Here is a 19,244-nt window from a genome sequence, read left to right on the forward strand (position 1 = left end):
GCAGGTGCCAGCCTGCGGGTTTTTACAATCACTCGCTATCTGTCAGGCCCATAAAATCGGCGGGGTATCTCTCGAGTATCTGGGCGATGAATGTCTGTGCGGCTTGTGTCCCCAGTTCCTTGACTAGCAAATCGATACCAATGATTGCCAACTCTTCCGGGCTGCCCGGGCTGTAAGAGCTATGGCCTTGTGGCCACTTGGCTTTGATGTCGGCGTCGATGCTTACGGTGGTCATGATGGCGCTCGTGAAATCAGGATGTCTGAGTGTCGAGTTAACCATTTTGCGGAACGTTTGGCACTCCGACTTAGGCATGAGGGGAGGGCTATGCGACACTTGGTCTTTGATGAATTTTCAAGGACCGTGCTGTGCAGATCGATTTGAACACTCCTGACGGCTTGACCCTCGAAGCCGTGCGTCAGCTGCTGGCTTCTGCCAGCGATGATGAACACACTCAGTTGCGGGTTACCAAGGGCGGTATCGCCTATATTTCGTCGGGCACTGTGGGCGGCACGGACATCGACGGGTTGCTGTTTCGTCTGGAGACCTGGGCCAAGGGTTCCGGTTATGTCGGATTGGTCGCGGCCAGCGACGAGGTCTGGGTCATGCAGATTTTCAATGCGCTCAAGCAGAATTGGCCGAAACCGCCTTTTGACTACATCGACGTCTATTGAGCGTCGTTCATATTCAGTCACGATTGAGGGATGAACGGCGTACCGATGCTCAGGCACACTCGCCGCTATCCGGATCGAGGGCGAGGCGAAAGCCCGCCTTGAAACCAAACGCCAAAATGGCGGTCGCACGATCTCAGCTTAACTATTGAAAAAAGGAGGCTTCATGCCTTGGAAGCTCGCGTCATTGGGTACTTTGTTGGCCGCCACTCTATTGGCCGGTTGCAGCAGTACGTCCACCGAGTCGGCAAAGGACCCTGTGGCGACCGACACCGGCCACAGCCGTTGTGAAGCAAAGGCTGCCGAATTCACCATTGGCAAAAAGGCTTCGCCCCAATTGCTGGAGCAGGCACGTACCCGCGCAGGCGCGCAGAATGCCCGGTTCCTCAAGCCTGATGACATGGTGACCCTGGAGTACCGCTCCGATCGCCTGAACCTGAACACCGACAACAACCTGGTGGTCACCCGCGTCAACTGCGGCTGATTGCTTCAGGCTTTTGTTTCGCCCATAAAAAACCCCGTCACATGGACGGGGTTTTTTTAGTGCGGCAGAAAATTACTCTGCGCGGACTTGTGCAGCTTGCATACCCTTTTGGCCTTTCTCAGCCACGAAGGAAACGGTCTGGCCTTCTTTCAGGCTTTTGAAACCGTCGCTTTCGATAGCTTTGAAGTGTACGAACAGGTCGTCACCGCCACCTTGAGGAGTGATGAAGCCGAAGCCTTTTTCATCGTTGAACCATTTAACGGTGCCGGTTTGGCGATTAGACATGGTGTATCTCCAAGAAACATATATTTTCAGTAGTACTGTGCTGCTCAGGCCAACTGGGCACACCGGACTATCATAGTCGAAATGTTCGCTTTGGGAGCCCCCTGGGTGTGCTGTTTGCCCTGCAGTCACGTTTTCTTTGTTGCTTCGTGTGGCTGAAAGCCCCGGTTTAAAAGGCTTTCAGCTGAAAGTAAAGACAATAAAAAAAGCTGAAAAACCTTAAAAATTTGTACGAAAAAGCTAAATTTCATCACTTTTTATCGGCAGTGAGCCGGGTTAAAAGGACTTTTTTCTCACTTTTTCGCCGGTGCATTGGCCTTGCATTTGGCTATTTGACCCAGCGCTTTCTGTTGCAGCTCCGGGCTGGCCTTGTTATCCATCAGGGCCTGAATGTCGCCAGCCGGGTACGATTTGATCGCGTCGGCACCGCAAGCACAGTGAGACTTTGCAGCTGCAGCGCCGATCTGCGGGGTGGCCGCTTGAGTGCACTGAGCCATGTATTTCTCGCGCTCGCCCTTTGGCCAATCGGCATGGGCAGCCAGCGGCAGCAACAGGACGACGGGTGCGACGATGGCGAATAAACGATTCAGACGCATGCTGGGATGCTCCTTTTGGGTCAATGTCTTGTTATCTGAGGGGTAAAGCGGGGTTCAAGTTCAGCACTCTGGCATAAAAATGCGTGATTTGCCCCCGCAGAAAACCTTGCCGCCGCGATGACCGTTCATCTGTGCTAGCATGCTTCGCTCGGGCGTTTGCAGGCTCCGGATGACCTTCAGTCCCGGTAGCGGCAGATGCTCGAATAACCCTGATTTGAATCCCAGTCACTCTGGTTCGGTTTTCCGGTTGGCCGCAAGGCTCCTGCCGCTGTAAGGCAGGCGTTCGTTATTGAATGGCCTGGATCGGATCTTGTACTGGCTCATCCCAACCCACGTGACCTTTGGTAGGGGTCACCACTAGGAGAGGAGGCGCCATGCCAACTATTACTCTTCCCGACGGCAGTCAACGTTCATTCGATCACCCGGTTTCCGTAGCCGAGGTCGCCGCATCCATCGGTGCTGGTCTGGCCAAGGCCACCGTGGCCGGCAAGGTCAATGGCAAGCTGGTCGACGCCAGCGACATCATCGACAGCGATTCCTCGCTGCAAATCATTACGCCAAAGGATGAAGAGGGGCTGGAGATCATTCGCCACTCTTGCGCCCACCTGGTTGGCCACGCGGTCAAGCAGCTGTACCCGACGGCCAAGATGGTCATCGGTCCGGTCATCGACGAAGGCTTCTATTACGACATCGCCTTCGAGCGTCCTTTCACGCCTGACGACCTGGCCGCCATCGAACAGCGCATGCAACAGCTGATCGAGAAAGATTACGACGTCATCAAGAAAGTCACTCCGCGCGCCGAAGTGATCGAAGTGTTCAAGGCCCGCGGCGAAGACTACAAGCTGCGCCTGGTCGAAGACATGCCGAACGAGCAGGCCATGGGCCTGTACTATCACGAAGAATACGTCGACATGTGCCGCGGTCCGCACGTGCCGAACACGCGCTTCCTGAAATCCTTCAAGCTGACCAAGCTGTCCGGCGCCTACTGGCGTGGCGATGCCAAGAACGAGCAATTGCAGCGCGTTTACGGCACCGCATGGGCGGACAAAAAGCAGCTGGCGGCTTACATCCAGCGCATCGAAGAAGCCGAGAAGCGCGATCACCGCAAGATCGGCAAGCGTCTGGGCCTGTTCCACACCCAGGAAGAGTCGCCGGGCATGGTGTTCTGGCACCCGAACGGCTGGACTCTGTACCAGGTGCTCGAGCAGTACATGCGTAAGGTTCAGCGCGACAACGGCTACCTGGAGATCAAAACTCCACAAGTCGTTGACCGCAGCCTGTGGGAGAAATCCGGGCACTGGGCCAACTACGCCGACAACATGTTCACCACGCAGTCGGAAAACCGCGATTACGCCATCAAGCCGATGAACTGCCCGTGCCACGTGCAGGTGTTCAATCAGGGTCTGAAAAGCTACCGCGAGCTGCCGATGCGTCTGGCCGAGTTCGGTGCCTGCCACCGTAACGAGCCGTCGGGTGCGTTGCACGGCATCATGCGCGTTCGCGCCTTCACTCAGGACGATGCTCACATCTTCTGTACTGAAGAGCAGATGCAGGCCGAATCCGCTGCATTCATCAAGCTGACCATGGACGTTTATGCCGACTTCGGCTTCAAAGACGTCGAGATGAAGCTGTCCACTCGTCCGGAAAAACGCGTTGGTTCCGACGAGCTGTGGGATCGCGCCGAAGCTGCACTGGCTGCAGCCCTTGATAGCGCTGGCTTGCCGTACGATCTGCAGCCGGGCGAGGGTGCGTTCTACGGTCCGAAGATCGAATTCTCACTGAAAGATTGCCTCGGCCGCGTCTGGCAATGTGGTACCCTTCAGCTCGATTTTAACCTGCCTGTCCGTCTGGGAGCCGAATACGTCTCCGAAGACAACAGTCGCAAGCACCCGGTTATGTTGCACCGGGCGATCCTGGGTTCGTTCGAACGTTTCGTCGGAATCCTGATCGAGCACTACGAGGGTGCATTCCCCGCGTGGCTGGCTCCGACCCAGGCAGTGATCATGAATATCACTGATAAACAGGCTGATTTTGCCGCTGAGGTTGAAAAAACCCTCAATGAAAGCGGATTTCGTGCCAAGTCTGACTTGAGAAATGAAAAGATCGGCTTTAAAATCCGCGAGCATACTTTGCTCAAGGTTCCCTATCTCTTGGTTATCGGAGATCGGGAAGTCGAGATGCAGACTGTCGCTGTGCGTACTCGTGAAGGTGCTGACCTGGGCTCGATGCCCGTCGCCCAGTTCGCTGAGTTTCTCGCGCAAGCGGTTTCCCGGCGTGGTCGCCCAGATTCGGAGTAATTATTATTAAGCGTGAAATGAGACAAGATAAACGAGCTGCACCGAAAGCCCCGATCAACGAGAATATCTCGGCACGCGAGGTTCGGTTAATTGGAGCTGAAGGTGAACAGCTTGGGATTGTGTCAATTGAAGACGCGCTTCTTAAGGCTGAAGAGGCCAAACTGGATTTGGTGGAAATTTCCGCCGATGCAGTACCCCCTGTTTGCAAACTGATGGACTACGGCAAATCGATCTTCGAGAAGAAGAAGCAGATTGCCGCGGCCAAGAAAAACCAGAAGCAGATTCAGGTTAAAGAAATCAAGTTTCGTCCAGGGACGGAGGAAGGGGATTACCAGGTAAAACTGCGCAACCTGGTACGTTTCCTGAGTGATGGGGACAGGGCCAAGGTATCCTTGCGATTCCGCGGCCGTGAGATGGCCCACCAGGAGCTGGGGATGGAACTCCTCAAGCGAGTTGAAGGTGACTTGCTCGAGTACGGTTCGGTCGAACAGCATCCTAAGATGGAAGGACGCCAGCTGATCATGGTCATCGCCCCGAAAAAGAAGAAGTAATCAATAGGGCACGGCAGGCCTTCTGATTATGTTTATCAACTGAATGCGGAGTATCCGAACATGCCAAAAATGAAAACTAAAAGTGGTGCTGCTAAGCGGTTTTTGAAAACTGCTAACGGTATCAAGCACAAGCACGCTTTCAAGAGCCACATCCTGACTAAAATGTCGACCAAGCGTAAGCGTCAACTGCGCGGTAGCAGCTTGCTGCATCCGTCTGACGTGGCAAAAGTCGAGCGCATGCTGCGCCTTCGTTAATTTTAGTCAAGAATAGAGGAAGTAACTCATGGCTCGTGTAAAGCGTGGCGTCATTGCCCGTAAACGTCACAAAAAAATTCTGAAACTTGCTAAAGGCTACTACGGCGCTCGCTCGCGCGTATTCCGTGTTGCCAAGCAAGCGGTAATCAAGGCAGGCCAATACGCCTACCGTGACCGTCGTCAGAAAAAACGTCAGTTCCGCGCTCTGTGGATCGCTCGTATCAACGCTGGTGCACGTATCAACGGTCTGTCCTACAGCCGTTTCATCGCCGGCCTGAAAAAAGCGTCCATCGAGATCGACCGTAAGGTTCTGGCTGATCTGGCAGTGAACGAAAAAGCGGCGTTTGCTGCGATTGTCGAGAAAGCTAAAGCCACTTTGGCTTAAGTACCCCCGACAGTCACCCGGCCTCACCTCTGTGGGGCCAGGTGTTAAACGTCATAAATAGGGGAAGAGCCTTCAAGCTCTTCCCCTATTTTGTATCTGGAGTCTGTACATGGAAAACCTGGATGCGCTCGTCTCTCAAGCACTAGAGGCTGTGCAAAGCGCTGAAGATATCAATGCCCTGGAGCAAATCCGGGTTCACTACCTTGGCAAAAAGGGCGAATTGACTCAGGTGATGAAGACCCTGGGGAATTTGCCGGCAGAAGAGCGCCCGCAAGTCGGCGCGCTGATCAACGTTGCCAAGGAGCGTGTCACAGAGGTTCTCAATGCCCGCAAGGCACTGTTTGAAGAGGCCGACCTGGCCGCCAAACTGTCTGCCGAGTCCATTGACGTGACCCTGCCTGGCCGTGGCCAGACCTCCGGTGGTCTGCATCCGGTTACTCGCACTCTGGAACGTATCGAACAATTCTTCACCCACATCGGCTACGGCATCGCCGAAGGCCCTGAGGTCGAAGACGATTACCACAACTTTGAAGCGCTCAACATCCCAGGCCATCACCCGGCCCGGTCGATGCATGACACCTTCTATTTCAATGCCAACATGTTGCTGCGCACCCATACCTCGCCGGTACAGGTCCGCACCATGGAATCGAAACAGCCGCCGATCCGCATCGTCTGCCCAGGCCGTGTGTACCGTAGCGACTCCGATATCACTCACTCCCCGATGTTCCACCAGGTCGAAGGCCTGCTGGTCGACCGCGATATCAATTTCGCCGACCTGAAAGGCACCATCGAAGAGTTCCTGCGCGTGTTCTTCGAAAAAGAACTGGCCGTGCGTTTCCGTCCTTCGTACTTCCCGTTCACTGAGCCATCCGCTGAAGTCGACATGGAATGCGTGATGTGCAGCGGTAAAGGCTGCCGCGTCTGCAAGCAGACTGGCTGGCTGGAAGTGATGGGCTGCGGCATGGTTCACCCGAATGTGCTGCGTATGTCCGGGATCGACCCGGAAGAGTTTTCGGGCTTTGCCTTCGGCATGGGCGTTGAGCGTCTGGCCATGCTGCGTTACGGCGTGAACGACTTGCGTCTGTTCTTCGACAACGACTTGCGGTTCCTCGCGCAATTTCGCTAGTCGTAACGAATTCTTAGGAGAGCAGGATGAAATTCAGTGAACAATGGCTGCGTGGCTGGGTAAGCCCGCAGGTAAGTCGCGACGAGCTGGTTGCTCGTCTGTCGATGGCCGGTCTTGAGGTCGATAGCGTTACGCCGGCCGCCGGTGAATTCAGTGGTGTGGTGGTGGGCGAGGTGCTAAGCACCGAGCAACACCCGGACGCCGATAAGTTGCGCGTTTGCCAAGTCAGCAGTGGCTCGGAGACTTTCCAGGTAGTGTGCGGCGCGCCAAACGTGCGTCCGGGCCTGAAGATCCCGTTTGCCATGATCGGTGCCGAACTGCCGGGCGACTTCAAAATCAAGAAAGCCAAGCTGCGTGGCGTTGAATCCAACGGCATGCTGTGCTCCCAGGCCGAGCTGCAAATCGGCGAAGGCAACGATGGCCTGATGGAATTGCCGGCCGATGCGCCAGTCGGTCAGGACATTCGTGAGTACCTGAGCCTGGACGACGCCAGCATCGAGGTCGACCTGACCCCGAACCGCGGTGATTGCCTGTCCCTGGCCGGTCTGGCCCGCGAAGTCGGTGCGCTGTACGCCGCCCAAGTCACGCGTCCGGTCGTTGCCAGCGTTCCCGCTGTGCACGACGAAGTGCGTTCGGTTGAAGTCCTCGCGCCAGCCGCGTGCCCGCGTTACCTGGGTCGTGTGATCCGTAACGTTGACCTGTCCAAGCCTACGCCGTTGTGGATGGTCGAGCGTCTGCGTCGTGCAGACGTGCGCAGCATCGACGCTGCCGTCGACATCACCAACTACGTGATGCTGGAACTGGGTCAACCGCTGCACGCATTCGATCTCGCCGAAATCAATGGCGGCATCCGCGTACGCATGGCCGAAGAAGGCGAGAAGCTGGTGCTGCTTGATGGTCAGGAAGTCAGCCTGCGTAGCGATACGCTGGTGATCGCCGACCACACCCGTGCCTTGGCTATCGCCGGCGTCATGGGTGGCGAGCACAGCGGCGTCAACACCGCGACCACTCGCGATATTTTCCTGGAAAGCGCGTTCTTCGACCAGATTGCCGTCGCTGGCAAGGCTCGTTCCTACGGCCTGCACACCGATGCTTCGCACCGCTACGAGCGTGGCGTGGATTGGCAACTGGCCCGTGAAGCCATGGAGCGGGCTACTGGCCTGCTGCTGGACATCACCGGTGGCGAAGCGGGTCCGATCATCGAAACCGTCAGCGAGCAACACCTGCCGTCGATCGCGCCGATCACCCTGCGAGCCCAGCGCATTACCCAGATGCTGGGTATGGAAATGGATTCGGCCGAAGTCGAGCGTCTGCTCAGCGCCTTGGGCCTGACCATTTCTGCTGATGGGGCAGGGCAGTGGCGCGTTGAAGTGCCAAGCTTCCGTTTCGATATCAGCCTGGAAGTCGACCTGATCGAAGAGCTGGCCCGTCTGTACGGTTACAACCGTCTGCCGGTTCGTTACCCGCAAGCCCGTCTGGCACCGCAAGCCAAGGCTGAAGCGCGCAGCGATCTGCCTGAACTGCGTCGTCTGCTGGTGGCTCGTGGTTATCAGGAAGCGATCACTTACAGCTTCATCGATCCGAAACAATTCGAGTTGTTTAATCCGGGTGTCGAGCCGCTGCTGCTGGCCAACCCGATTTCCAACGACATGGCTGCCATGCGTTCGTCCCTGTGGCCTGGTCTGGTCAAGGCGCTTCAGCACAACCTGAACCGTCAACAAGATCGCGTCCGCCTGTTCGAAAGCGGCCTGCGCTTCGTCGGTCAGCTGGAAGGCCTGAAGCAAGAGCCGATGCTGGCGGGTGTGGTGTGCGGTAGCCGTCTGCCGGAAGGCTGGGCACAAGGTCGCGATGTCGTGGACTTCTTCGACGTCAAAGCCGATGTGGAAGCGGTACTGGGCTTCGCTGGTGCACTGGATTCGTTCACTTTCGTGCCGGGCAAACACCCAGCATTGCACCCGGGTCAAACCGCGTGTATCGAACGTGAAGGCCGTTTGGTAGGTTTCGTTGGCGCGATTCACCCTGAATTGTCGAAAACCCTCGGTCTCGACCGTCCGGTCTTCGTATTCGAGCTGGTTCTGGCCGAAGTGGCATTGGGCAAAATGCCTAAATTCCAGGAGTTATCGCGCTTTCCTGAAGTGCGTCGTGACCTTGCACTGCTGGCGGACAAAGACGTTGCGGCCACTGCCGTACTGGACGTAATCCGTGAAAATGCAGGTGAATGGCTGACAGACCTCAGGCTATTTGACGTGTATCAGGGTAAAGGCATTGATCCGCATAGAAAAAGCCTTGCAGTTGGCTTGACCTGGCAGCATCCATCGCGCACTCTTAATGACGATGAGGTGAATACCACGACGCAAAACATCCTCACCTCGCTCGAACAAAGGTTGAACGCCACGTTAAGGAAGTGACGTATGGGGGCTTTGACGAAAGCTGAGATGGCGGAACGTCTGTATGAAGAGCTGGGCCTGAACAAGCGGGAGGCCAAGGAATTGGTCGAACTGTTTTTTGAAGAAATCAGGCACGCTCTTGAAGACAACGAACAAGTCAAATTGTCCGGTTTCGGCAATTTCGACCTTCGGGACAAACGCCAGCGGCCTGGCCGCAATCCGAAAACGGGAGAAGAAATCCCGATCACGGCTCGCCGTGTGGTCACCTTTCGTCCAGGGCAGAAGTTGAAGGCCCGAGTTGAGGCTTATGCTGGAACCAAGTCATAACGACGAACTACCCGTCATCCCGGGCAAACGCTACTTCACCATTGGTGAAGTCAGCGAGCTATGTGCCGTAAAACCGCACGTGCTGCGCTACTGGGAGCAGGAGTTTCCTCAACTCAACCCCGTCAAACGCCGCGGAAACCGCCGGTATTATCAGCGCCAGGACGTGCTGATGATCCGGCAGATCCGCGCGCTTCTTTACGATCAGGGGTTTACCATCGGCGGCGCACGCTTGCGTTTGTCCGGCGATGAAGCCAAAGACGACACCACCCAATACAAACAAATGATCCGCCAGATGATCGCCGAGTTGGAAGATGTTCTGGTGGTTCTCAAGAAATAAATTCCTGCTTTTAAATACTTCCAGTTTTCAAAAGCTTGCGATATATTCTTGAGCGTTCCTCGAGATGAGGAACAGATTTAACGCCTAGTCGGGGCGTAGCGCAGTCCGGTAGCGCACTAGCATGGGGTGCTAGGGGTCGAGTGTTCGAATCACTCCGTCCCGACCATATTTTTCAATGACTTGGCCCAATCTGAAAAGGTTGGGCTTTTTCATGTCTGAAAAATACCCCCACATTTACCCCCACAAAAAATTAATACTCCCTCGATTCTCAAGCCGGATCTAGTCGTTCGATCGATAGGCGTGGGTGTAATGCGCGCAGCGTAGAATTTTCTCCGCTGATATCATAGTGGCATTATTTTCGGTTAGCCCAGATTGTCTGGCGCGGTAAGGAAGAATAGGTACCCCCGTGAGTACCTTGACCTCTTCGCTAACGGCGTCGGTAATCGCCGAGATGAGGCTGGGAGAGACCTCTGTGCCGTGCATCTCCTGCAGGTGCCCCTGAATTTCCCGAACGGTCATCCCTCGGGCGTACAGCGAAATGACCTTGTCATCGAAGCCGGTCCAGCGTGTCTGGTGTTTAGAGACCAGTTGCGGTTCGAACATGCCCTGACGATCACGGGGGATTTCCAACGGTAGCTCGCCAAAGTCGCCCTTGAACGTCTTACCGCTATGGCCGTTGCGAGCATTTCCTTCGGCATTGGTAACCGCGGCGCTTTTGTCATGACCCAGGTGCTCGATCATTTCAGCTTCCAGGGCTCGTTCGACGAGCATCTTGGTGAGCTGTTTGAGCAGACCGTTTTCGCCGATCAGGTCCTCGGGCTTCCGGTAATTGGCCAACAGGCTGTCGGCCAGCTTCACCAGTTCGGGTTTGACTCGTTTAGTGCGCTTGGGCTCGGTCATTGAGACTCCTTGGGAAAGGCAGTGTGCGCCTAATGACCGTTTACACAAACTTCAGGACACCCTCTGCCTGATCGACACTCGGCGACTTTTCGTACAGACCCTAATTTACACAACAGGACTTATGTAACCCGACAATACGCCGATACCGTGCCGCGGCGCGGAAGCACCGAAGCAGCACTTACTCCATAGAAGTCAGGAACCTGGACAATGTTTGAACACATCTGGCGCAGCATCCATTCCCCGGGCTACTTCCCCAACGTTCTGGAGTGGATGATCAATATTCTCCTCAACCCGTTCATGGTGATTATGTGCCTGATGGTCGGAGCGCTGGCCGGTAAATGGTGGAGAGCCATCCCCTACGGCAGCCTCATTTGTTATGTGGTGTTCCTGAGCCGGTCGTCATTCTATCGGTGGGGAAGCATTTTCCCCGAAGCCGGCCTGCCTGCGCTGTTGATTGATGGCGCACTGCTGGCCCTCCTCGGCTTCTATTTGAAAGGCGTACTCAGAACCCGCTCAGAAGCAAAACCCGAAGGCCATTGGTTGCGCTGGCTTTATCAAAGCCTGAAGGTCGTCATGCTGACAGTCATGGGGATGTTCTGGGTACTCGTCGTGCTGTTTGTCGTGACCTTCACCGTCTCGGTCGCTACCCAACCGTCAGTGGTGCACTGACCAACCACCTGCTTGCTAGGGTCTGTACGAAAAGTCGCCGAGTGGCGATCAGGCAAGGAAAAAACAGGCGAGGAAGCGGAGTTTACGGGTTGTAAATGAGCATTCCGAGCCTGTTTTTAACGCCGCATGATTGTAGTGGTCAACTAATCCCGGACACACGTTAAGTTTTTCTTCGGCGTTCCGCTGGTTGCCGTTGGCGCGGAGGGGAGTGCATGCGGGTGGTGCCGAAGGGGAAGGGCGTGACTAACTATTCGCAACTGCGTCTACGCAGATCTGCGCAAAGAAGTAATAAGGACGTTACGTGTTTCGGAAAATGATTTTGCTGGTTTTGATCGCCAGTTTAAGTGGGTGTGCGGCAACCGCTATGCGGATGGATTACGACAAACATCGATGCCCCTACATCGGAGTGCGGTTCGACTGGTGGCTGGTGGGCCAATCCCACGGAAAGTTAATCCCCTTTTTACTGATCGACGCGCCGTTTTCGCTGGTGGTCGATACAGTATTTTTTCCCTTCGAATATCAATACAGCTGCAACCTTTAAAACTACTTGGATTCGTCCGCATCGGGGTGTGATCTGGCGAGAGGGGCTGGCTATCTTCCAGTCGGAAGCGCTGCTCGCACCCACGCGCAACGTTCTTTTTAGCCAAGTGTGCAAACCAGTCACACGCCAGATCACACCCCTATGCGCGCTCATAGAGAGGATCCGGCAGTTATCGTCAGGTTGACGTGGCGCTGGTTGTTCAATCGTAAATGCCGTAGCCGAACTCGTCTTCTTCGCAGTCCACGACGATCTTGGCGGACCCAAAGTAGAGTGCAGCCAGCAGCTTCTCGAACTTGGTCCTGAACCGCAGGGTTTGGCCAACCTTCTCGTTGTCGATATTGGCAGCGTAGACGATGCCAACTTCGCGACCCTTTTCGTCACGATCCTTTCCGCGCTTATCGAACGAGATGTGGATAGCGTTATATAGGCTGTACTCGTCTCGCGCGCGATTGCTGTAGAGCGAAGAGTCATCCTTCGGCTTCTTGTCGAAGTAGATGTGGAGGCCGCCGTAATCGAACTCTTTGAAGCGTATATCCGGATGCTCCCAGCGCTCCTCTGCGGTGCTTTCCTTGTTCTGCTCGACGAAAGCTTCCATTAGGTCTTGGAGGCTGATCACATCGAGCATCTGATCGGTCAGGACTTCGTCGGTTGCTATCCCGCGCCGCGCTTACTTGGTTTTTGGAGGCGCGTCAGGACACTCATCGGTCCATCGCGTAACCGTCATGTCATTGAGTTGTTCCCCAATGGTGTCGACGCGCAGGCAGGTGCCGCTCTTTGAGTAGAACAAGATGCAACGCGAACTATCAAAAGAGCAGACATCGACCTCGAAGAACTTGTGTGCAGCCAGCTCCCGCTCCACGCCACTATATTCATAGCCGTCGGAGGTATGCATCCGCGTCGGCTTCCATCCTTGTTTGATCAGCTTGGCCCTGGCCGCGACCAAGGGCTCACCGACGGCGATGCCTGCCGGCCCGCGCCTGTCGCTTGTCGCCTGTGAGCCATCGGCAAACGCTGTGCTGGTGCCAATGCAATAAAGTGCGACGAGCGCGAGGATTGAAAACTTCATTTGACAGTCCCTCCAGCCGATTTGTAGCTCTCCAAAAACTTTGGATACTCGGCATACGGTTGCGGCGGATAATGATTTTTCTTACCAGGCCCTTCGGGGAGTGCTGCCCACCTCGTTGCCGCCTCGGCATTGCTCCCGGGATGTCGCCGGCCTTGATCTTGTCGATCACACCGAGGGTGCGCAGAATGTCGACCGCGATAAGGTCTTGCGTATTAGGCGTAAAGTCGGTGAGTCCCATCTTTTCGGCATACTCGCGCCAAGTGGCAATGGTAATTTGATACATGCCCGATGCCGTAGTTTTTCCGCCGTGACCTGCCCCCGGATGGGTGGACTCATCAGTGAAAGTCCATTTTCCAGTTTTAAAACCCGGTGCCCAGCCATAACCATATTTCGCGTGGTAGCTACCGCCTTCAGATTCGGCAATGGCAACCAAAAATGCCTTCACGTTCTTATTCTTCAAATACTCCTCATTCTCGGCCCGTCTTACCTGTTTCTTTGCGTCCAGCGATACAGTTTTTGGGGTGGAGTCTTTGACGGGCGTCACCGCTCTTGTGGCTACGGGAGACATTTTCCTGCCATTCTTGCTAACCACTTCAGCCATGATGAAAGTCACCAATATAGATTTTGACGCTCACTGTCTGCCCCTCTGGGCAAACAGAAATAATGAAACTTGTTCTTTGGTCTGGGGAAGATTGTGTGCAGTCGGTTGTATGAAGGGCATCTGCTGCCATGCCTTAGTCCTCCAGAAACAGTTTGATTGTTTCGGACAGGTGCGAACTCACTACATGCGTATACCCCATCGGATCACTTACACCGTGTTCCATGCTGCCGTCAGCGCGCTGGATGGCGTAATTAAGATTGGGTAGAGGCTCGCACGAGTCTTGGTCAACTAGTCTGAACTTGTCGCTGAAATGCACTGGCATCGGCAGAAGGCCGCTGAAGGGGGCTGGTACGAAGGTGTCGCCAATAATGACCGTGCCGGATCCACCTATAACCACGTTTCCGTGGCCACCTGAACTGCCTTGAGTAGCGGCATTCAGCCCATTGATGAGAACCGTAGAGCTGACGGCACCGGTGATCGGGCTGCGGATTTATCGGTCATGCGAGCGGCGGCAAGGCCGTCGAAATTCACATTGGGGGAGCCACTGGCAATCGGATTCGTGCCATGTCCCGGAAGCGGACAATTGGTGGGATCTGTAACTCGGGCAGCAGGTTTGCCACTCATGGGAAGTTCCTTTTCAAGGTTTCAAGTGGGGTAATAATGGTCGATGGGCGAGTCGGAAAAGCGCCAGCACTCATCCCTAGGGTTGAACAGTGCTCGGTGGTTTTCGCGCATGGGACGGCAAGCCAATAACGCCTGCCAGGCGATTTCGACGCAGCTGTCCATGGCCTGAATGGAATAGCCATCAAGCTGGTTGAGCCAGGCGTTGTAATTGGGCATGCCGACGCTGCGGTAGGTACTGAGCAATATCTCGGCGACTTCTTCGCCCCAGTGGATGAAACGCCCCGGGCTCCAGGGGCCCGTCTGGGCATGGATAAACCAGCCCAAGCTTGTGGCAAGTCGCCATTTGCAAGTCGTAACGTGCCGCACTGTGAGGCAAAACCGCAGGTGATGTGGACGGTCAGCCAACCCTGGTGTTGCTGGATAAATCCAGTAGGGTCGAATTGTGCCAGCGGTACGACACGATAGCCTGAGTCAGGCATCGACCTGGCAACCAACTCAGCGTCCAGCCTTGAAACGAAGGCCCGAATCGCCTTGCCTTTGCCGGACGTCGCGCAAAGAATTTCAACCGGTGTGCTCGCAAATGTGTCGCAGAAACCGACGATGCGAACGAGCCCATAAAGGCGTAATGAGGTTTTCAGGCCGCTGGGATGAAGCGAGGTATCGAGCGTGCAGGCGCAGGGGATAGGCACATCCATAGGTGCAGGGCGCATCAAATGTTACCGTCCATGTAAATTTGCGTCGCGAAGAATGCCCCAGGCAGAAGTCGCGTTCAACAATCTTTACAGCATTCAGGTTGGCAACCGGTCAATGACCATCGATTACATGGTGTGGATGATCCTTTCAGACGCAAGTTCACCTGCGGTGGTGCGGGGGGATTGTGTTCGGTTGGCAGAACGCCGGAGAAAGGGTGAACTACTGTAAGAATATCCAACGCTAAGTTATTTATTCTTATAGGGTGATGTGGCGGTTTTGTACCTCCTTTAAATGACCTGTTTTTCTTTATATATCAATTGCTGGTTTTGGGGTCACCTTGACCCAGCGCATGCTCAACGAATTGTCGGTATCACCGACGACGGTGACCGGGGGCTGATCAGGCCGGCGGCGTGCCAGGTGTACGTGCAGGAGGTGGCGGCTCCAGGTCCATGAGTTACAGCGAGCAGTATCACGAGATCGACTTTCTAAAATTTAGTTTTGAAATAGCCGCTCGAGATTTTCTCGGCGGCTATCTGATCAACTAAGGCCCCGCTCCGTTATGTTATCTTTTTTCTGCCCTGAAGGTCACAGTAGCGTTATCGCCGTCTCCACCACTATATGAAACTTTAACGTTATCGCTATCGGTCGTGATTTCATACGAATTAGACCCCACGTATGGGTCGTCCCAGTGGATATTTATATTGCAAATTTCCTCAGTGACAAAATCATAAAAAGCGTAGGAGCAAAGTGCCTCCGTGCCCGTAGCGAACCCGTCCGACTCTGTCTTCCAATAGCCTTTGCCGGACACATTAGAGCTCGGCTTCAATATCTTCTGCGGAGGATAAGTATCCCATTCCCCATGATCTAACTTCAGAGAATTTTGAGTTAGACTCAAGGTGGAGTCGAGGTAGTTTTCAAAATAAACATCAACGCTTCTTTTAGCCATTGGTATAATTCCTTTTATTAAATTAACATTGCGTCTGCAGTAGTTAGTTTGGGTTTTGCTCCAGCTGTTTTATATGTCTGGTTGTATGCGATTACTCCTTTGTTATAGATTTTGTTTGTTGTTGATGCCCTGTTCAGGCATGATATTTTAAATATTCGCCAGTAAGTGTGTCGAACTACTTAGTGGTCTTGTTTGACTGTGATTTGTTGCCAGGAAGGGGCGTGGTGTCCTGTTTTCAGTTGAGGTACTTGTTCTTGATTTCAGCTTGTGCTGATTAAAAATGTACTTACGCATGATCAGTTGATCGCGCGCAGTTAGAAAGTCATCGTATGTTTTTGATGAATATACGGTTAAATTCTTGGCGTTGATGGGCAATTTGATGAACTCCTTATTCCATTAGGAGTGACGACTGAATCTATCCCTTAAAGCTAAATTAACCACATTTGTTATGGTTTTGTTTAATCCTAAGAGAGGCTAGGACGGCGATCTTTAAAAGTCAAGCAACGGGTAGCGGATATAAGCGGTGCGATGCGCTTATGAGCAACCGAGCTTGTTGGTTGTATAACCCTACTCATTTGCTTCAGACCCCACCCGCCATTCTCTTCCGGCTGGTCTTGAAGGCAAGAACCCATGGTCTAGTATATTTTGTACATGTTTTGTACAGGTATCAGCAGAGTGACGACTCTGGATAAGATCCTTGCCTGGCATCAGAGCTGGTCCATTTTGAATGGAGCCGTGTGGTGCAAGCGCTGCGGCGGGATGCAGCAAGAGGTAGATAGATCAACGCAATTTCCATTCCCCAACGTGCACGATGTTCGGTGCAAACGTCCAACCATGGGCGGCGCTGGAGGATGTAAAGCCTGCCCTTGATAACCGTGAGCAGGACACTCGACGCGAGCCGCGTTGTTCGACCCAGTTGGAAAGCTCCATCACGGCCGCCTCGAGGGTAAATTAAATGTTGATCGTGGTCACCTTGACATGGTGGTGGTCAAGGTGACCGGGTACTCCCAGGTTGGGCTTTTTCATGTCTGAAAAACATCCCACATTTACCCCCACAAACCTTTTCTTAGCTGCGTGATATTCGATCTAGCGCTTAGCCGGTACTGAGCGTGTACCACAACGTTGTTGAAGAGTGTTGTCCGCTGGTTGTTGCATGGGGTGGCGCCATTCGTCTTTTACCCTGCACTTGGATGCCACGGGCCATTCCAAAGTAGACCAATCTCCCTGAATTGGAGACTCCCATGAGGTCCCATCCAACCAGCATTGAAAATCTGCCCGTGAACGATCCGGGCAATCCGACTGATGATGGCTGCATTCAGGCCACTGCCGGTCGCGACGAAGAGCCCGAAGGGACGACAGCCAGGCATCAGAAAAGTGACTCTGCGGGCAATATCCAGACACCGGAAGATGCCCGCGGTATGCCCGGTTACCCCCATTAAACCCCGTTGGTCGTACCAACGGAGACGAGAGTTAGCCGTGCTGATCCAACGAAGGTGACAAGTTTTTACTTTGAAGGAGATTAGCCATGACCAAACGACAGAATCCGCGTCACGGATTTTCCGACGACCCTCAAAAAGTTAAAGAGGCCGGACGCAAAGGGGAATCAAATGCCAACGTGGCAACTGACAAGGCCGAGAAAGCTCGAATCGGTGGGCAGCATAGCCATGGAGGGACGCGGGGCGAACGATGATACGTCAGCTCGACCTGAACCCGGCACCCGAAGTCCGCGCGAACTCATACAGGTTGCTTCACCTTTCGATGCACCCACTGAGCCTCGCTTTGCAGTTCCAGGACTTGCCAATGGAAGCGCTCCAGCGACGCATTGTGTCCGACGCTGATCAGGATCGTTTCCGGTAGCGTCTGTTTGAGCAATTGATAGCAGCGCGCCTCGTTCGCCGAGTCCAGTGCCGAACTGCTCTCGTCGAGAAACAGGACCGTGGGGCGGGCCAGCAGTGCCCGGACGAACGCACAGCGTTGCAGTTCGCCGACGCTGAGGGTCTGCGACCAGTCTCGTTCCTCATCCAATTGATCGCTCAAGTGGTGCAGTCCGACTTGCTGCATGGCCAGGCTCAGAGCGGCATCTTCTTCGCGTTGGGGAGGGTTGGGATACCAGAGCGCCTCGCGCAGGCTGCCCAGCGGCAGGTAAGGTTTTTGCGAAAGTGTCAGAGCACGCTCACGGTCATAACAGGTGGAACCAGAAGCATGATGCCAAAGCCCCGTGATCGTGCGAATCAGTGTCGATTTGCCGTAGCCGGACGGCGCGCTGATCAAAAGACTGTCGCCGGGCTCAAGTGAAAGGTTGAAACCTTTGAACAATTGCCGGCCGTTCGGCAGCCAGATGTCCAGATCCTTGATATCGAGGCCGCTGGTCTGTTGTCCGAGTCTGACCTTCGACTGGACCTCAACGTTATCCAGTCGCTCCTGGAAACCGATCAACCGGTCGATCACTGATTTCCACTCGGACAGCTCTGGAAACACGCTCACCAGGTAGGCGATGGCCGCGTGCACCTCGCCGAAGGCTGCGCTTATCTGGGTCAGGCGGCCAAGGGGAAATGCGCCCGCGAAGAACTTAGGCGCCATGATGAACATTGGAATGACCGTGGCGCTGTTCAAATAGAAGGTCGAGTAGCCCATGATCAGCTTCTGTTTTTTTACCAGCGCCCAGAAGTTCTCCAGTGCCGCTTCCAGGCGCTGATTGAAACGTGCGTTTTCCAGGGCTTCTCCCCGGTACTGGGCGACCGAGTCGGCGTTTTCCCGCAGGCGGATGAGCGAGAAACGGAAATCTGCTTCGCGCCGCTGTTGCATGAAGTTGAGACTTGGCAGCGCACGCCCCAGCCAAAACGCGACGCCGGTGCCTAATATCGCGTACACCAGAGCCACCCACACCAGCAACCCCGGGATGACCAGCGACTGATCGTTGAATGGCACGCTGACGAGGCTGGAGGCCTGCCAGAGGATATGCAGGAAGGAAAACAGCGACACCACCGATGTCAACAGCCCCAGACTCAACTTGAGCGACTTGATGATAAAGAGGTCGATGTCCTCGGCGATCCGCTGATCGGGGTTATCGACCTCCGTCTCGGTCAGTTTCAGCTTCTGGTAACGCTGGCTGGCCAGCCATTGATCGAGCATGTTCCGGGTGGCCCAGCGACGCCAGCGTATCGTCAGCTTCTGCTGAAAATGGAACGCGCCCACGGTGAAGGCGGCCATACCGATCTGCAGCAGGATGAACTGCAGGCTGCCGAGCAGAAAGCCTGCGTAATCCAAGGCCTGCAATGCGTTATAGAAATGCAGGTTCCAGAAGTTGGTGAGGATGTTGATCCCCACCAGGCACAGGGTCATGAGCACGGTGGCCAAAAGCAGCAACAGAGCCGGGTACTTCTCCTCGGATGCCCAGAAAGGCCGCGCGAGACGCCAGAAATTGCGGAGTGTGTGCATGTGGTCTTGATGAGCCCGGTCGCTAGCGACGTTGAGTTTGCAGGGGAGGGAGGATAGGATCGGCCAATGC

23 protein-coding genes, 1 tRNA gene and 3 pseudogenes are annotated in these 19,244 nt (G+C 54.7%); 16 read left to right on the forward strand and 11 right to left on the reverse strand.

Annotation, left to right across the window (positions count from 1 at the left end; all coding sequences use genetic code 11):
- Positions 1–28: 28 nt before the first annotated feature.
- A complete protein-coding gene (locus F6R97_RS26400) occupies positions 29–235 on the reverse strand; it encodes a hypothetical protein (protein WP_038980105.1) in 207 nt (68 codons plus the stop codon).
- Positions 236–366: 131 nt separating this feature from the next.
- Here F6R97_RS26400 and F6R97_RS26405 point away from each other — a divergent pair, with 131 nt between their 5' ends.
- Both F6R97_RS26405 and F6R97_RS26410 read left to right on the forward strand, forming a co-directional pair.
- Positions 367–672 carry a hypothetical protein gene (locus F6R97_RS26405; protein ID WP_048395113.1) on the forward strand — a complete coding sequence of 102 codons (306 nt, stop codon included), beginning with the start codon at positions 367–369 and terminating at the stop codon, positions 670–672.
- 163 nt (positions 673–835) lie between these two features.
- Positions 836–1,153 (forward strand): I78 family peptidase inhibitor, encoded by a 318-nt coding sequence (locus F6R97_RS26410; protein WP_038980107.1) that lies wholly within the window; start codon positions 836–838, stop codon positions 1,151–1,153.
- Between the two features lie 72 nt (positions 1,154–1,225).
- On the opposite strand, the gene F6R97_RS26415 is transcribed toward F6R97_RS26410, so the two are convergent.
- Positions 1,226–1,438: a cold-shock protein gene (locus F6R97_RS26415; protein WP_007905882.1), complete on the reverse strand. Its 213-nt coding sequence runs from the start codon at positions 1,436–1,438 to the stop codon at positions 1,226–1,228.
- A gap of 290 nt (positions 1,439–1,728) precedes the next feature.
- Positions 1,729–2,031, reverse strand: a complete 303-nt coding sequence (locus tag F6R97_RS26420) for a hypothetical protein (protein WP_038980108.1) — start codon at positions 2,029–2,031, stop codon at positions 1,729–1,731.
- A 374-nt stretch (positions 2,032–2,405) separates the two neighbouring features.
- On the opposite strand from F6R97_RS26420, the gene thrS reads away from it, so the two are divergent.
- The 9 genes from thrS to F6R97_RS26465 all read left to right on the forward strand — a co-directional run bounded on the left by thrS (position 2,406) and on the right by F6R97_RS26465 (position 9,862).
- Complete coding sequence (thrS, locus tag F6R97_RS26425; protein ID WP_008007259.1) at positions 2,406–4,328, forward strand: threonine--tRNA ligase; 1,923 nt, start codon at positions 2,406–2,408, stop codon at positions 4,326–4,328.
- Positions 4,328–4,879 (forward strand): translation initiation factor IF-3, encoded by a 552-nt coding sequence (gene infC, locus F6R97_RS26430; protein WP_172435341.1) that lies wholly within the window; start codon positions 4,328–4,330, stop codon positions 4,877–4,879. Before thrS ends, infC begins: the two co-directional genes overlap by 1 nt.
- 60 nt (positions 4,880–4,939) lie before the next feature.
- Positions 4,940–5,134 carry a 50S ribosomal protein L35 gene (gene rpmI / locus F6R97_RS26435; protein ID WP_002553160.1) on the forward strand — a complete coding sequence of 65 codons (195 nt, stop codon included), beginning with the start codon at positions 4,940–4,942 and terminating at the stop codon, positions 5,132–5,134.
- A gap of 28 nt (positions 5,135–5,162) precedes the next feature.
- Positions 5,163–5,519, forward strand: a complete 357-nt coding sequence (gene rplT, locus F6R97_RS26440) for a 50S ribosomal protein L20 (protein WP_007905879.1) — start codon at positions 5,163–5,165, stop codon at positions 5,517–5,519.
- A gap of 109 nt (positions 5,520–5,628) precedes the next feature.
- Complete coding sequence (gene pheS, locus F6R97_RS26445; protein WP_007905876.1) at positions 5,629–6,645, forward strand: phenylalanine--tRNA ligase subunit alpha; 1,017 nt, start codon at positions 5,629–5,631, stop codon at positions 6,643–6,645.
- 26 nt (positions 6,646–6,671) lie between these two features.
- Positions 6,672–9,053, forward strand: a complete 2,382-nt coding sequence (pheT, locus tag F6R97_RS26450) for a phenylalanine--tRNA ligase subunit beta (protein ID WP_315867347.1) — start codon at positions 6,672–6,674, stop codon at positions 9,051–9,053.
- Positions 9,054–9,056: 3 nt separating this feature from the next.
- Positions 9,057–9,359, forward strand: a complete 303-nt coding sequence (ihfA, locus tag F6R97_RS26455) for an integration host factor subunit alpha (protein ID WP_002553164.1) — start codon at positions 9,057–9,059, stop codon at positions 9,357–9,359.
- On the forward strand, positions 9,340–9,696 hold the full coding sequence (locus F6R97_RS26460; protein WP_003179985.1) for a MerR family transcriptional regulator: 357 nt from the start codon (positions 9,340–9,342) through the stop codon (positions 9,694–9,696). The genes ihfA and F6R97_RS26460 overlap by 20 nt, the downstream gene beginning before the upstream one ends.
- 89 nt (positions 9,697–9,785) lie before the next feature.
- A tRNA-Pro gene (locus tag F6R97_RS26465) sits at positions 9,786–9,862 on the forward strand.
- A gap of 227 nt (positions 9,863–10,089) precedes the next feature.
- On the opposite strand, the pseudogene F6R97_RS26470 reads toward F6R97_RS26465, so the two are convergent.
- A pseudogene (locus tag F6R97_RS26470) lies at positions 10,090–10,596 on the reverse strand (transposase); the annotation flags it as partial.
- Positions 10,597–10,803: 207 nt separating this feature from the next.
- On the opposite strand from F6R97_RS26470, the gene F6R97_RS26475 reads away from it, so the two are divergent.
- Together F6R97_RS26475 and F6R97_RS26480 are read left to right on the forward strand one after the other, a co-directional pair.
- Entirely contained in the window at positions 10,804–11,265 is a 462-nt protein-coding gene (locus tag F6R97_RS26475) for a hypothetical protein (protein WP_048395105.1), read from the forward strand.
- A 301-nt stretch (positions 11,266–11,566) separates the two neighbouring features.
- A complete protein-coding gene (locus tag F6R97_RS26480) occupies positions 11,567–11,806 on the forward strand; it encodes a YceK/YidQ family lipoprotein (protein WP_048395102.1) in 240 nt (79 codons plus the stop codon).
- 199 nt (positions 11,807–12,005) lie between these two features.
- Here F6R97_RS26480 and F6R97_RS26485 read toward each other — a convergent pair whose 3' ends face one another.
- The 5 genes and pseudogenes from F6R97_RS26485 to F6R97_RS26505 form a co-directional block, all read right to left on the reverse strand.
- Complete coding sequence (locus F6R97_RS26485) at positions 12,006–12,431, reverse strand: hypothetical protein (RefSeq protein ID WP_175581797.1); 426 nt, start codon at positions 12,429–12,431, stop codon at positions 12,006–12,008.
- 42 nt (positions 12,432–12,473) lie between these two features.
- Positions 12,474–12,698 carry a hypothetical protein gene (locus tag F6R97_RS26490; RefSeq protein ID WP_231983800.1) on the reverse strand — a complete coding sequence of 75 codons (225 nt, stop codon included), beginning with the start codon at positions 12,696–12,698 and terminating at the stop codon, positions 12,474–12,476.
- Between the two features lie 55 nt (positions 12,699–12,753).
- Positions 12,754–13,473 carry a hypothetical protein gene (locus tag F6R97_RS26495; RefSeq protein WP_197679455.1) on the reverse strand — a complete coding sequence of 240 codons (720 nt, stop codon included), beginning with the start codon at positions 13,471–13,473 and terminating at the stop codon, positions 12,754–12,756.
- Positions 13,474–13,606: 133 nt separating this feature from the next.
- A pseudogene (locus F6R97_RS26500) lies at positions 13,607–14,097 on the reverse strand (PAAR domain-containing protein).
- Positions 14,098–14,118: 21 nt separating this feature from the next.
- A complete protein-coding gene (locus F6R97_RS26505) occupies positions 14,119–14,421 on the reverse strand; it encodes a hypothetical protein (protein WP_082157836.1) in 303 nt (100 codons plus the stop codon).
- 705 nt (positions 14,422–15,126) lie between these two features.
- On the opposite strand from F6R97_RS26505, the pseudogene F6R97_RS26510 reads away from it, so the two are divergent.
- A pseudogene (locus tag F6R97_RS26510) lies at positions 15,127–15,243 on the forward strand (lysis protein); the annotation flags it as partial.
- A 109-nt stretch (positions 15,244–15,352) separates the two neighbouring features.
- Here F6R97_RS26510 and F6R97_RS26515 read toward each other — a convergent pair.
- Entirely contained in the window at positions 15,353–15,736 is a 384-nt protein-coding gene (locus tag F6R97_RS26515) for an aegerolysin family protein (RefSeq protein WP_048395098.1), read from the reverse strand.
- A gap of 1,241 nt (positions 15,737–16,977) precedes the next feature.
- Between F6R97_RS26515 and F6R97_RS26520 the strand changes: the two genes are divergently transcribed.
- Together F6R97_RS26520 and F6R97_RS26525 are read left to right on the forward strand one after the other, a co-directional pair.
- Entirely contained in the window at positions 16,978–17,175 is a 198-nt protein-coding gene (locus tag F6R97_RS26520) for a hypothetical protein (RefSeq protein ID WP_053078284.1), read from the forward strand.
- Between the two features lie 86 nt (positions 17,176–17,261).
- Positions 17,262–17,426 (forward strand): KGG domain-containing protein, encoded by a 165-nt coding sequence (locus F6R97_RS26525; protein ID WP_082157835.1) that lies wholly within the window; start codon positions 17,262–17,264, stop codon positions 17,424–17,426.
- Positions 17,427–17,470: 44 nt separating this feature from the next.
- On the opposite strand, the gene F6R97_RS26530 is transcribed toward F6R97_RS26525, so the two are convergent.
- Positions 17,471–19,174, reverse strand: a complete 1,704-nt coding sequence (locus F6R97_RS26530) for an ABC transporter ATP-binding protein/permease (RefSeq protein WP_315867348.1) — start codon at positions 19,172–19,174, stop codon at positions 17,471–17,473.
- Positions 19,175–19,244 lie beyond the last annotated feature (70 nt).

Origin of the sequence: Pseudomonas sp. JV414 (assembly GCF_032424305.1) — a bacterium.
Classification (GTDB): Bacteria; Pseudomonadota; Gammaproteobacteria; order Pseudomonadales; family Pseudomonadaceae; genus Aquipseudomonas; species Aquipseudomonas lini.